Origin of the sequence: Martelella lutilitoris, assembly GCF_005924265.1 — a bacterium.
In the GTDB taxonomy this organism is placed as follows: Bacteria; Pseudomonadota; Alphaproteobacteria; order Rhizobiales; family Rhizobiaceae; genus Martelella; species Martelella lutilitoris.
In genome coordinates this window covers 43843-55978 of the sequence record NZ_VCLB01000009.1, presented here as the reverse complement: position 1 = coordinate 55978, position 12136 = coordinate 43843, and the positions used below count along the sequence as shown (strand labels likewise).

Sequence of the window (12136 nt, the reverse complement as noted above, 5' to 3'; positions counted from 1 at the left end):
CGGTATCCGCTTTTCCCGGAAACGCTTATCTCTTTTTCTTTACGCGTTTCCGGACGGAAAACCGGTATCCACTTTTCCTGGAAACGCTATTCGAACGGTACGGCGATCTCCGTTTTCGCCGTCAGCCATTCCGGCACGGGCAGGCCCTTTTCCTTGAGGAAGCGAGGGTTGTAAAGCTTCGACTGGTACCGGTTGCCATAGTCACAGAGCACGGTGACGATGGTGTGGCCGGGGCCGAGCTCGCGCGCAAGCCGGATGGCGCCGGCTATATTGATGCCCGATGAACCGCCGAGGCACAAGCCCTCATGGGCGACCAGATCGAATATCAGCGGCAGCGCCTCATTGTCGGCGATGCGGAAGGCGAAATCGGGCGCAAAGCCCTCGAGATTGGCAGTGATGCGACCCTGGCCGATGCCCTCGGTGATCGACCCGCCCTCGCTCTTCAGTTCGCCGTTCGTGTAATATTCGAAAAGTGCGGCGCCTTCCGGGTCGGCGATGCCGATCTTGATGTCCCTGTTCTTCGCCTTCAGCCCCATGGCGGTGCCGGCAAGCGTGCCGCCCGAACCGACGGCGCAGATGAAGCCGTCGACCTTGCCGTTCGTATCGCGCCAGATTTCCTCCGCCGTGGTCTCGATATGGGCATTGCGGTTGGCGGTGTTGTCGAACTGGTTGGCCCAGATTGCGCCGTTCGGCTCGCCTTTCGCCAACTGCTCGGCCAGACGGCCGGAGAGCTTCACGTAGTTGTTCGGGTCGCGATAGGGTTTCGCCGGCACCTCGACGAGCTTCGCGCCGAGCAGGCGCAGCGCGTCCTTCTTCTCTTCGGCCTGGGTCTCGGGAATGACGATCACGGTCTTGTAGCCGAGCGCGTTGGCGACCATGGCAAGGCCGATGCCGGTATTGCCGGCCGTACCCTCGACAATGGTGCCGCCGGGCGCGATCAGGCGGCGCTGCTCGGCATCGCGAATGATAGAGAGCGCGGCGCGGTCCTTGACCGACTGGCCCGGGTTCAGGAACTCGGCCTTGCCGTAGATGTTGCAGCCGGTCGCTTCCGAAGCCGCCTTGAGCTTCACCAGCGGGGTGTTCCCGATGATATCGATGACCGAATTATGTGTCGTCATGGTCGCAAAATCCTTGATGTTTGGCCTGCTATGAACCGGGCGGCAGGCCCTTGCCAAGGCAATCGATTGCGCGAAACGCCCGGTCGGCGCAAACTGATTTCAGCCCTTCACCTTTTCGAAGGCCGCGAGCGCGCGCTTGCGGGCCGCCTTGTGGTCGACAAGCGGCTTCGGATAGGTCTTGCCAAGGGTGACGCCGGCCTCTTCCAGCACCTCTTTCGGCGCATCGAAGGGGGCGTGAATATGTTTCGCCGGCATGGCATCAAGCTCCGGCACGTAGCGGCGGACATAGTCTCCCTTGGGATCGAATTTTTCGCCCTGCAGCACCGGATTGAAAATACGGAAAAAGGGGGAGGCGTCGGCGCCGGAACCGGCGACCCATTGCCAGTTGGCCGGGTTGGAAGCGGGGTCGGCATCGACCAGCGTGTCGCGAAACCATTCTTCGCCGCTCCGCCAGTCGATCATCAGGTCCTTGATCAGGAAAGAGGCGGCAATCATGCGCACCCGGTTGTGCATCGTGCCTTCGCGCCAGAGCTGGCGCATGCCGGCATCGACGATCGGATAGCCGGTCTCGCCCTTCCTCCAGGCCGCAAGCGCCTTGTCGTCATCGGCCCATTCGAAGCCGTCGAAGCGGTCGTTCCAGTTCTTCGTCGCAAGCGCGGGGGCGTGGAACAGAAGGTGATGGCAGAAATCCCGCCAGACCAGTTCCTGCAGGAATTTTTTCCTGTTCTCCGACGAGAGATTTTTGGCGCGGTTGATCCGGTGCCAGATCGTCGCCGGGGAGATCTCGCCGAGCGCCAGATGCGGCGAGAGCATGGAGGTCGCCTCGATATCCGGCCGGTCGCGCGAGGAAGCATAGTGTTCGGCGATCTCGTCAATGAAGCGCTCCAACCTGTCGCGGGCCCCGGTTTCCCCCGGTTCCCAGAGCGCGTCGAAGTCGGCCGCCCAGTCGGGCTTTCCGGGATAAAGTCCCCAGTCGGAAAGTTTTTCGCTTTCCGGCATTTTCTTCGCCGCCTTCAGCTTTTCCGGCGCATCGAGCGGATCCGGCACGCTTGCCTCTGCTGAAAATGCCTTCCAGAAGGGCGTATAGACCTTGTAGGGGCCGCCGGACTTGGTCTTGAATTTCGAAGGTTCATGCAGGATGTGGCCGGCAAAGCTCTCGACCTGAAGATCCGCGTCCTTGAGTTTCTTCTTCAGCGCCGTGTCTGTCTCGATGCCGTCCGGCGTATAACGGCGGTTCCAGAAGACGGATTGCGCGCCGGTTTCCTCGATCAACGCGAAGATGACGTCTGCCGGATCGCCGCTCTTCAGGATCAGCCTGGCACCACGCTGTTCATAAGTTTCTGAAAGGCGGGCGAGCGAGCGTTCCAGCCACCAGGCCTGCGCGCGGCCGAGCGCGCCGGCGCTGTCATCCTCGCGGATGAAGACCGGAATGACCGGCCTTTCGTCTTCGCATGCGGCAAGAAGCGCGCGATTGTCGGTGAGGCGGAGGTCCTTGCGGATCCAGTAGATGGCAGGTGTCTTGTCTGGCATGGCGTCCCGTCACGGCGATGAATGGCCATGATGTAGGGCGGGCCGGGCGCGAGAAAAGACCCGAAGCCTTCGATCGTGGCCGGCGTCAGTCCTGCAGGGCGTAGCGGATCGAACGGATGATGAGCACGGCAGAGGCGCAACCCGGGTCCATCACCCTGTCGGGGTGGGCAAAGGGCAGGGGATCAGGCCTCAGTGGGTCCTGCTCGGCGCCGGCAAGCGCTGCATCCGCGGCCTCCGTCAGGCAGGTGCTGAGATCGCCGCCATTGTTTCTTGCCGCGTTAAAGGCCGAGAGGGCCGGTTGCCAGGCATCCACCATATTCTTGTGCGGCGCATTCGCCTGGCCATGGGCGATGATGCCGTTCGCCATGGCCTCGAAGGCGCGGTTGAACTCGGCCTCGGTGATCACGTGCCGGCCTGGAAGCGTGCTGCCCGCGCGGCGGAAGGCCGAAGCGTAGAGCCGGGCCGAGGCAGAATCGATGGTCAGGAAGGTTTCTGCCGCCATGTCGAACACGCGGGCAGGCGTGACCGAGGACGGATCGAGCGCGGCGAGCTGATGCTCCATTGCCATAAAGGCAGCCGCCATGACCTCGCCGTGGTCGCCGTCGCCGGCCACCGTGTCGAGCCGGCTCAGCCAATGGCTGTTGCGCGACACCGCAGCCGCGATTTCGGAAAACATGCCTATGATCTCGAATGAGGTAATATCGTTCATGGTCGGAACTGGCCGGTAAAATCAGACTGCCGTCGGCGCGGAAGTCGCAATGAGTTTTGAATTATCGAAATTTGCTAAACTATAGGTCCGAACATAAACGAAGATTTCGCATTTGCGAAGACGGGGCGCGACTGTTTTTGCCAACAGTCACGTCCGAAAGGCTGATTTTTCTCCGCGTGCAGCGATCTGAAGGAGCGGTCAGTCGATAAATTCGACCGTGACGCCTGCCTTGACCATGCCGGCAAGCTCCTGTGCGTCCCAGTTCGTCAGGCGCACACAACCGTGGCTCGATGTCTTGCCGATCCGTTCGGGATCGGGCGTGCCGTGAATGCCGTAACTGGGCTTCGACAGCGCGATCCAGACATTGCCGACCGGTCCGTTCGGCCCCGGATTGATGGTCAGCACCCGGTCATTGTCGCCCTGCTTGAAGTTTTTTTTGGGGTCGTAGGTATAGTTCGGATCGATGGCGATCCGCTCGACCGTGACGGTGCCGGAGGGCGAAGGCGTGTCGTTGGAGCCGATGGTGGCCGGATAGGCGGCAACGAGACCGCCCTCGGCATCATAGGCGAACAGCTGCTTGCGGCCCTTGTCGGCGATGATGCGGGCAACGGTGTCCTTCTGCTTCCCGCCAGGGGTAACCACCTTGATGACGGTGCCCGGTCGGGAGAAGTCGGCATCGGGATTGAGCGTCTTCAGAAAGCCCTCACCCATGTGGAATTTCTCGGCCAGCATTTCCGAAACCGAGGTATAGGAGAGCGCGGGAAGCTCTGCCTTCTTGCCATAGTCGGAGGGAATGCTCGCGACATAGGGTCCGGCGGCGTCCTCGGCGGTGATCGTATAGGTCCTGACCGGGAGGCCGCCTTCGAGCGAGAGCGACTGCAGGATGGTTTCCTTGTCCGCCTCCGGGTCGATGGCACGGCCGCTCTTCTTGGCATAGGCGGCGAGCGCCTTGCGGACATTGTCGCCCATCAGCCCGTCGATAACGCCGGGCGAAATGCCGTTGCGGTCGAGAAACACCTGAAGCGCGACAACATTCATGTCCGGTTTGGCGCTGCTCGTCCTGGCGGCGGGGCGCTCTTCGGAGATGTCGGGACTGGCCGGCGCCGGGATCTCTGGCGCCTGAGGGAAGGCCGAACTCGGTTGGCCGTTCCACCGCGGGGCGCTTTCGCCGAACCGGTTCGGACGCGCGGCGAATCGGTCGCCGTTCTGTCGCCAGTCCCTGCGGCCCCAGCCGTTGGCGGCCGGGTCCGGCGCGCCACCGTAGCTGTCGCGATAGACGCCATATTCGCCGGCGGTCATTTCCGTCGCGACAAGGTTTCCGTTGTGGTCGAGAAGGATCGGTCGTCCTCGGCCGTCCCGGCCCATGACCACGCTGCCATATTCGGGAATATAGTCGAGCAGGCTGCCGTCCGGGGCGACCAGAAAGATCTGTTGCCCGTTCTTGTAGAGCGGCTCATGCGCATGGGCGGCGGTTGCCGGCAGGGCGAGCGCGGCGATCAGCAAGGGAATAGTGTAAAACGTCGCTTTTTTCATGGTCTCGATGCATTTTGCCGCTGTCATTGGCGCGGTGTTTCGCCTAGCGTGTCCTCTGCCTATTCAGGCGCTTATGAGGTGAACGCCCGCTGAACGCGCTTGTTTCCATTATCTCGAGACTTGGTTAAAAAGATGATCGAATTTGCCGCCGGAAACGGTCCCCGCGTCTTTCTGGATCCCACCTCCGTCATGGATATCGCCGGCTGCGTCGTCGCCGGCATCGACATCGCGCCGAAGCGGGCGATTCCGGACGACGGAGATGCCCGGATCGACCATTCGCTTGAGGGCTTTCTCTTCACTTGCGGTCCCGATCATATCCGCCACCCCGAACCGGTGGAAGGTGACGAGGGCCGTTTCTTCCCGCTCCACGGATCGGCCTCGGGCAATGCGGCGGCGGTGAAATCGCTGGAGATCAGCGATATGGGCGCGGAATGCGTCTGCCATGTCCCGGTAAAGACCGCCACTGGCGGCGACATGTTGATCGAGCGCCAGTGGACGCTGAACGGGGCATCCGGGGTTCTGGAACTCACCGATACCGTGATCAACAAATCGGATCGCCCGCTACCGGCGATGATGATGTATCATATCAATTTCGGCGCGAAGCACCTCGACGACGGCGTGCGGCTGGAAAGCCAATCGCTGCCGGAAAAATCACTGCCCTGGCGCTTCGGAGATGGCGATCACGGCATTTTCTGCGTCCCGGCGGTTGCCGGTGAGGACGGTTGGTCGGCCACGCATTTCGGCCCCATCGCCGCCCTCGGCGGGCTGTCGTTTCATCTCGAGGTGGATACGGCGACGCTGCCGTTCCTGCAGATCTGGCGCAACCAGGAGGCGCCGGCCCATATCGTCGGCATCGAGCCCGCCTCGCATCGCTGGACCAGCCGGCGGAAGCTGGCGGAGGAAGGCGCGCTGGAGCCGCTTTTGCCGGATGAAGCCCGGACGTTTCGGCTGCGCATCCGCTTTGCCTGAGCCTTTTCGCCCTTGCAATGGCGCGCCGTTGTCTTAATTTCCTGGCAAAACGCAAGGAGTGCCGGAATGAATATCCGTCCGATCGATGATTTTTATGCCGTGAGCGAGCAGATCACCCCGGAAGACGTCGCCGAAATCAAGGCGGCCGGCTACAGGTCCATCGTCTGCCACAGGCCCGATGACGAGGAGGCAGGCCAGCCGGCCTTCGCCGATGTGGCAGCCGCCGCCGAGAAGCAAGGTCTTTACGTCGCCCATGTGCCGGTCGGCGGCATGGGGCTGACCCCGGACGCGGTGACGGGCATGGTCGACGCGCTGGATGATCTCGAAAAGCCGGTGCTCGGCTATTGCCGGTCCGGTGCCCGCTCCACCCGCATCTATGAAGAGGCAAAGCGCCTGCGCGGTTGATTTTTTGTTCGACAATCACATTGGAAAGACGTGATAAATGACTGTAAAACGTATTGAAGTTGGACCGCTGATGACCGGCGCGGTCGTCCACGGCAACACCGTCTATCTGTCCGGCCAGACCGGTTCGGGTGCGACCGTGACAGAGCAGGCCAAGGATTGCCTCGCCAAGGTTGACCGGCTTCTCGCCGCCGCCGGCAGCGACAAGTCGAAGCTTCTGCAGACGCTGATCTATCTGAAGGACATGGGCGATTTCGCCGAGATGAATTCCGTCTGGAAGGACTGGATCGACCCGGCAAACCCGCCGGCGCGCGCCACCAGCCAGGCCGAACTTGCCAAGCCCGAGATTCTCGTCGAGTTCACGGTGACGGCCGCGCTCGACTGAACCCTTCGGCTTCGATGATATTGGGCGGCCTCCGCGATTGCGGGGGCCGTTTGTTTTCGGGAGAAAGAATGTGAAGACGACCGTCGCTATCCCCCAACCTGTCCTTGCCCTTTTTACGGCTGTCGTCATTTTGGCGGGCGGCAGTCCGGCTGCGGCCGGAAGAACCGAGGCGCTTCTCGCCGTCAGTTGGCAGCCGGCCTTCTGCGAGGCACGGCCTGAAAAAACCGAATGCCGCAGCCAGACGGAAGCCCGCTTCGATGCCAGTCGCTTCTCGCTGCACGGGCTTTGGCCGATGGGCGAGAATTATTGCGGGGTCGACGCGAAGCCTAGGAAGCTGGATGAGGCGGGCGACTGGCTCGCGCTTCCGGCTCTTGATCTGGACGCCGGGACCAGGCGGCTTCTGGATACGGTCATGCCCGGCACGCAGTCAGGCCTTCAGCGCCATGAATGGATCAAACACGGCACCTGCAGCGGCATGGATGCGGAGCGATATTACGCCCGCTCCATCGCCCTGATGGAAGACCTGAACATGTCGGCCGTGGCCGATCTCTTTGCGGAAAATCTAGGGCAGTATGTCTCGTCCGAGGCGATCATGCATGCCTTTGACGAGGCCTTCGGGAGAGGCGCGGCGCGCCGGGTGAAGATGAAATGCCGCACGGATGACGACGGCCGCCTCCTGATTACGGAACTGACCATCGGGCTCGGCGGTGATTATGCCGACAACAGATCGCTCGGCGAACTCATCCAGTCGGCGGGCGGCACGTCGTTTGGCTGCGCGGGCGGCATTGTCGACCGCGCAGGCCTTGATCGTTGACGCCTAAAGCGTGCGCGTCTGGGCGCGGGCGTCAGCCTCCTTGCCCTTGCTCTGGATCGAGCGCTCGCGCGCTCTCAGCGCATTTCTGACGCGGGCAATGCCCTCGACGCCGAGGGCGATATTGCCGGCGGTGGCGATCTCCTCTCGCAGATAGACCTCGCCCGTCAGCCTTGCCTCGTCGCCGTCGACGGCGACCTGCACCTCGGTCGCATCCACCAGGCCGGAGGCGGCAAGTTCGGTGGCGATTGCGTCTTCCTTTTGGGCGCTGTCCTTCCAGTCGTCGGTCTTCTCCACCGGCCTGCCGAAGAAAGCTGCTTTCTTGTGTACCATCGTCGCGTCCTTCCTCTTCCTGTTTTCTCCTAACGATAAAACGTATGGCGGCGGCGATTGTTCAATTCGTGACCCGATCAAGGCCTCCATGGGGCAGGGCCAAATTGGTCAATTCGCGCAAGGCGCATTGTTAATGCGCCGCGTTTCGCCTAAATAGCGGCCCGAGAACGCAAAGAGCATTTCAAATCAGGATCACGCGGCATATGGCACGTCAGTTCATCTATCACATGGCAGGCCTCAACAAGGCCTATGGCAACAAGAAGGTTCTGGAGAACATTCACCTGTCCTTCTACCCGGATGCCAAGATCGGCATTCTGGGCCCGAACGGCGCCGGTAAGTCGACGGTCCTCAGAATCATGGCCGGCCTCGACAAGGAGTATACCGGCGAGGCCTGGGTGGCGGACGGCGCCACCGTTGGCTATCTGCCGCAGGAGCCGGAGCTTGATGCGGAAAAGACGGTGCTGGAAAACGCCATGGAAGGCGTTGCCGAGAAACAGGCCGTGCTCGACCGCTACAACGAACTGATGATGAACTATTCCGACGAGACGGCCGATGAGGCCGCCAAGCTGCAGGATGTCATCGACAGCCAGAACCTCTGGGACCTGGAAAGCCAGGTCGAGATGGCCATGGACGCGCTGCGCTGCCCGCCGGGCGATGCCAATGTCGTCAATCTTTCCGGCGGTGAGAAGCGCCGCGTGGCGCTCTGCCGCCTGCTTCTGTCGCAGCCCGACCTGCTGCTCCTCGACGAGCCGACCAACCATCTCGACGCCGAGACCATCGCCTGGCTTGAAAAGCATCTGCGCGAATATCCGGGCGCTGTCCTGATGATCACCCATGACCGCTACTTCCTCGACAATGTCACCGGCTGGATCCTCGAGCTCGACCGCGGCCGCGGCATTCCCTATGAGGGCAACTACACCGCCTATCTGCAGGCCAAGGCCAAGCGCATGGCCCAGGAAGGCCGCGAGGATGCCGCCCGCCAGAAGGCGCTGTCACGCGAGCAGGAATGGATTTCGTCCAATCCCAAGGCGCGTCAGACCAAGTCGAAGGCCCGTATCCGCGCCTATGACGATCTCGTCAAATCGGCGGCCGATCGCCGTCCGGGCGATGCCCAGATCGTCATTCCGATGGGCGAGCGTCTTGGCCAGGTCGTCATCGAGGCCGAGGGGCTTTCCAAGGGTTATGGCGACCGCCTGCTGATCGACGACCTCTCCTTCAAACTGCCGCCCGGCGGCATTGTCGGCATTATCGGCCCGAACGGCGCCGGTAAATCGACGCTGTTCCGGATGATCACCGGCCAGGAAACGCCCGACAACGGTGAAATCCGCATCGGCGAGACGGTCGATCTCGGCTATGTCGACCAGAGCCGCGACACGCTGGACGGCAACAAGACAGTCTGGGAAGAGATTTCCGGCGGCAATGACGTGATCAAGCTTGGCAGCCACGAGGTCAACAGCCGCGCCTATTGCGGCTCGTTCAACTTCAAGGGCGGAGACCAGCAGCAGAAGGTCGGCACGCTGTCGGGCGGCCAGCGCAACCGCGTGCACCTTGCGAAGATGCTGAAATCCGGCTCCAACGTGCTGCTCCTCGACGAGCCCACCAACGACCTCGACACCGAGACGCTGGCAGCGCTTGAGGACGCGCTGGAAAACTTCGCCGGCTGCGCCGTGGTCATCTCCCATGACCGCATGTTCCTCGACCGCCTGGCCACCCACATCCTCGCTTTCGAGGGCGACAGCCATGTGGAATGGTTCGAGGGCAACTTCGCCGACTACGAAGCCGACAAGATCAGAAGGCTCGGCCCGGACAGCGTCAACCCCAAGCGGGTGACGTACAAGCGGCTGACGCGGTGACAGAGTTAGGGGCTTTGAGGAGGCGCGCAAGCGGCGCGCCTCCGGATTGCTGAAAAACCGACTGCACGCGATCAGTCTTGGTTCGAGCATCCGGACTTCTCTGTCGAAGCGCCTGGCCGCATTTGCGGGGCAGAGCGCGACGGCGCACGACGACGGCCGCAAAGGCTTTGAAATTCGAATTCGGCCTGGATCCTCGGGTCAAGCCCGAGGATGACACGGTGTGTGTCCGCAGGTGTTGTCAAAAGCAAAAGCCAAAGACGAAGCCTCCGGCCTTGGTTTTTTCCGTGTCGTATCGCCATCTTCTGCGTCATCCTCGGGCTTGACCCGAGGATCCAGACCCCAAGGCCCGTTATTTCTGCGGCTGGTCTGGCGAATGGTCGCCCATCAGCCAAGCCCTCATCCACGAAGACCTCACGTCCGCCCGTAGATCAAATCCCGAGCGATGTCCGTCGGCTGGCCGAGGCGGGCCTTGTAGATTTCGTAGTTTTCCATGATGCGCTGAACGTAGTTGCGCGTCTCGGGGTAGGGGATCGATTCGATCCAGTCGATGACGAAGTCGAGGCTCTTGCCGCGCGGGTCGCCGAAGCGTTCGATCCATTGCGGCACGCGGGCGGGCCCGGCATTGTAGGCGACGAAGGTGAGGATGTAGGAGCCGTCAAACCGGTCGATCTGCTCGCCGAGATAATGGGCGCCGAGGGTGGCGTTATAGGCGGGGTCGGTGGTCAGGCGGCTTGCGGAATAGGAAAGCCCGTGGCGGCTTGCCACGCGCTGGGCCGTTGTCGGCAGAAGCTGCAGCAGGCCGCGCGCATCGGCAGGCGAAACGGCGCCCGGATTGAAGGCGCTTTCCTGGCGCGCGATCGCATAGGCAAGCGCCATGCCCGAGCCCGAGATATTCGCATCCGTCGGGATGACGCCGATGGGAAAGGCAAGGGCAGCCACATCGATCCCGCGGCCATAGGCAATCTTGCCAACCTGCAGCGATAGCGAGTGGGTGCGATCCTTTTCGGCCTGGTAGGCGAGGATCGCCAGCTCGCCGGGGCTGGTCAGTTCGTCGGCAAGGGCAAGGTAGAGCCGGTCGGCGCGCCAGCCGTGGCCGACCGATTGCAGCCGGTTGATGGCCTGCACGGCGGGGTTCTTCTGGAAATTGGCGCGGTCGGCCGGCGTCGGGCTCGGATAGTCGACGTTGAACTGCGTCTGGCCGAGCTTCTGCAGGGCAAGCTGGCCGTAGAAGGTCGTCGGGTACTGGCCGGCGCGGCGATAGAAGTCGCGCGCATTGCCCGGCCCTCCGGCTTCAGCCGCGCGGCCCTGCCAGTAATAGGAGCGGGCGGCCGAGATCGGCGTCGGCGAGATTTCGACGATCCTTGCGAAATGACCCGCGGCCGTGCGGCCGTCATTGAGGCCGCGCAGCGCGATCCAGCCGGCGTGGAAGGCCTCGTCCAGCTGGTCCAGCCTGCCGTCCGGCATGGCTGCGGCCACGATCTGGTAGGCCTGGCGCGGATTGCCTTCCTCGTAGAAATGGCGGCCGACGATGCGGCTTTCATCCCACCACTGGTCCGGATTGACGAGCGCCGCCTGGTTGCGCGGCATCTTCTTCAGCAGTGCTGCGGCCGTGTCGAAACGGTTGTTCTGTCGGGCATTGCGGATCTGGATATAGAGAAAGCCCGGATCGCTGCGCCAGGATGAATGGACGGCGTTGATCAGGCTGTCGGCACTGGACTGGCGGCGGATCACCGCCGCCCAGGCATTGTAGAAGGATTGCGCATTGCCGTATTCGGAGAAGCGCTTGGCCTGCGTCGCGCGGTCGCGGTAAAGCAGGTAGATCATGCGGTTCTTGTGATCCTCCTGCGTGAGGATCGAGCCGAAGGCGTTGATGAACTGGTTTTCCGTTGCCGTGTCGAGAGCCCATCCGCTCCAGGCGCGGGTGACGATGTCATGGGCTTTCTGGCGCTGGCCGGTGGCAAGCAGCGCTTTGCCGAGCAGCAGCGTGCCTTCGGAGGTCTCCGGCAGGGAATTGCCGAAGGCAGCGATGACGGCATTGGAGGAGGGGTTCTCATCGGCGAAGGCGCGCTCGGAATTGGGCCTCAGGGCGGAAAGCCCCGGCCAGCCGCGCAATTCTTGCTGGGCCTCGGCGATCTCGGAGGAGGGGACGCCCTTGTCGCCGGAAAGCGCGATCGCCCAGCTCATGATCTGGTGATCGAGCGAACCTTCCGGCAGGCGGTTGCGGTCGCGCAGCGCAGTCGAGACATCGGATTCCTTCAGCGCGTCGAGGCCGTGTTTCAGGATCGAGCTCGAGGCGGGGTTCGCCACCGGTTGGCTGATGGCGCCTGTGATCTCCATGGAGGGGGCGCCTGCCGTGCGGTCAGGCTTTGCATAGGGAATGGGGGCGACGGAGGGAAAGTCCTGCGCGGAGACAAGCGCGACGTCGGTCACGGCCACGGAAGCGGCAAGCGAAAGCATCAACAGGGTTTTCTTCATTCGAGCGTCCCGGGAACG

Annotated in this window: 11 protein-coding genes; 5 read left to right on the top strand and 6 right to left on the bottom strand. The window is 62.6% G+C overall.

What is annotated here, in order from left to right:
- Positions 1-86: 86 nt before the first annotated feature.
- The 4 genes from FF124_RS16470 to FF124_RS16455 all read right to left on the bottom strand — a co-directional run bounded on the left by FF124_RS16470 (position 87) and on the right by FF124_RS16455 (position 4890).
- Entirely contained in the window at positions 87-1118 is a 1032-nt protein-coding gene (locus FF124_RS16470; RefSeq protein WP_138749580.1) for a cysteine synthase A, read from the bottom strand.
- A gap of 99 nt (positions 1119-1217) precedes the next feature.
- Positions 1218-2648, bottom strand: coding sequence for a cryptochrome/photolyase family protein (locus tag FF124_RS16465; RefSeq protein ID WP_138749579.1), 1431 nt, complete (start codon positions 2646-2648; stop codon positions 1218-1220).
- A gap of 85 nt (positions 2649-2733) precedes the next feature.
- On the bottom strand, positions 2734-3357 hold the full coding sequence (locus tag FF124_RS16460) for a DAK2 domain-containing protein (RefSeq protein WP_138749578.1): 624 nt from the start codon (positions 3355-3357) through the stop codon (positions 2734-2736).
- A gap of 198 nt (positions 3358-3555) precedes the next feature.
- Entirely contained in the window at positions 3556-4890 is a 1335-nt protein-coding gene (locus FF124_RS16455) for a L,D-transpeptidase family protein (protein WP_246072512.1), read from the bottom strand.
- Between the two features lie 132 nt (positions 4891-5022).
- Between FF124_RS16455 and FF124_RS16450 the strand changes: the two genes are divergently transcribed.
- The 4 genes from FF124_RS16450 (at position 5023) to FF124_RS16435 (ending at position 7460) form a co-directional block, all read left to right on the top strand.
- Positions 5023-5859, top strand: a complete 837-nt coding sequence (locus FF124_RS16450; RefSeq protein ID WP_138749576.1) for a DUF4432 family protein — start codon at positions 5023-5025, stop codon at positions 5857-5859.
- A 66-nt stretch (positions 5860-5925) separates the two neighbouring features.
- On the top strand, positions 5926-6264 hold the full coding sequence (locus FF124_RS16445; RefSeq protein WP_138749575.1) for a protein tyrosine phosphatase family protein: 339 nt from the start codon (positions 5926-5928) through the stop codon (positions 6262-6264).
- Positions 6265-6301: 37 nt separating this feature from the next.
- Complete coding sequence (locus FF124_RS16440) at positions 6302-6646, top strand: RidA family protein (RefSeq protein ID WP_138749574.1); 345 nt, start codon at positions 6302-6304, stop codon at positions 6644-6646.
- 70 nt (positions 6647-6716) lie between these two features.
- Positions 6717-7460 (top strand): ribonuclease T2 family protein, encoded by a 744-nt coding sequence (locus tag FF124_RS16435; protein ID WP_246072511.1) that lies wholly within the window; start codon positions 6717-6719, stop codon positions 7458-7460.
- 3 nt (positions 7461-7463) lie between these two features.
- Here FF124_RS16435 and FF124_RS16430 read toward each other — a convergent pair whose 3' ends face one another.
- Positions 7464-7790, bottom strand: a complete 327-nt coding sequence (locus tag FF124_RS16430; protein ID WP_187326979.1) for a BON domain-containing protein — start codon at positions 7788-7790, stop codon at positions 7464-7466.
- A 203-nt stretch (positions 7791-7993) separates the two neighbouring features.
- On the opposite strand from FF124_RS16430, the gene ettA reads away from it, so the two are divergent.
- Positions 7994-9643 carry an energy-dependent translational throttle protein EttA gene (gene ettA, locus FF124_RS16425; protein ID WP_138749572.1) on the top strand — a complete coding sequence of 550 codons (1650 nt, stop codon included), beginning with the start codon at positions 7994-7996 and terminating at the stop codon, positions 9641-9643.
- Between the two features lie 411 nt (positions 9644-10054).
- Here ettA and FF124_RS16420 read toward each other — a convergent pair whose 3' ends face one another.
- A complete protein-coding gene (locus FF124_RS16420) occupies positions 10055-12118 on the bottom strand; it encodes a lytic transglycosylase domain-containing protein (protein ID WP_138749571.1) in 2064 nt (687 codons plus the stop codon).
- Positions 12119-12136 lie beyond the last annotated feature (18 nt).

What these genes read in the sequence shown, in the direction of transcription:
- FF124_RS16430 (WP_187326979.1), bottom strand. Translation starts at nt 7,790, where the DNA reads ATGGTACACAAGAAAGCAGCTTTCTTCGGCAGGCCGGTGGAGAAGACC.
- FF124_RS16445 (WP_138749575.1), top strand. Translation starts at nt 5,926, where the DNA reads ATGAATATCCGTCCGATCGATGATTTTTATGCCGTGAGCGAGCAGATC.
- FF124_RS16440 (WP_138749574.1), top strand. Translation starts at nt 6,302, where the DNA reads ATGACTGTAAAACGTATTGAAGTTGGACCGCTGATGACCGGCGCGGTC.
- FF124_RS16450 (WP_138749576.1), top strand. Translation starts at nt 5,023, where the DNA reads ATGATCGAATTTGCCGCCGGAAACGGTCCCCGCGTCTTTCTGGATCCC.
- FF124_RS16460 (WP_138749578.1), bottom strand. Translation starts at nt 3,357, where the DNA reads ATGAACGATATTACCTCATTCGAGATCATAGGCATGTTTTCCGAAATC.
- FF124_RS16470 (WP_138749580.1), bottom strand. Translation starts at nt 1,118, where the DNA reads ATGACGACACATAATTCGGTCATCGATATCATCGGGAACACCCCGCTG.
- FF124_RS16455 (WP_246072512.1), bottom strand. Translation starts at nt 4,890, where the DNA reads ATGAAAAAAGCGACGTTTTACACTATTCCCTTGCTGATCGCCGCGCTC.
- FF124_RS16465 (WP_138749579.1), bottom strand. Translation starts at nt 2,648, where the DNA reads ATGCCAGACAAGACACCTGCCATCTACTGGATCCGCAAGGACCTCCGC.
- ettA (WP_138749572.1), top strand. Translation starts at nt 7,994, where the DNA reads ATGGCACGTCAGTTCATCTATCACATGGCAGGCCTCAACAAGGCCTAT.
- FF124_RS16420 (WP_138749571.1), bottom strand. Translation starts at nt 12,118, where the DNA reads ATGAAGAAAACCCTGTTGATGCTTTCGCTTGCCGCTTCCGTGGCCGTG.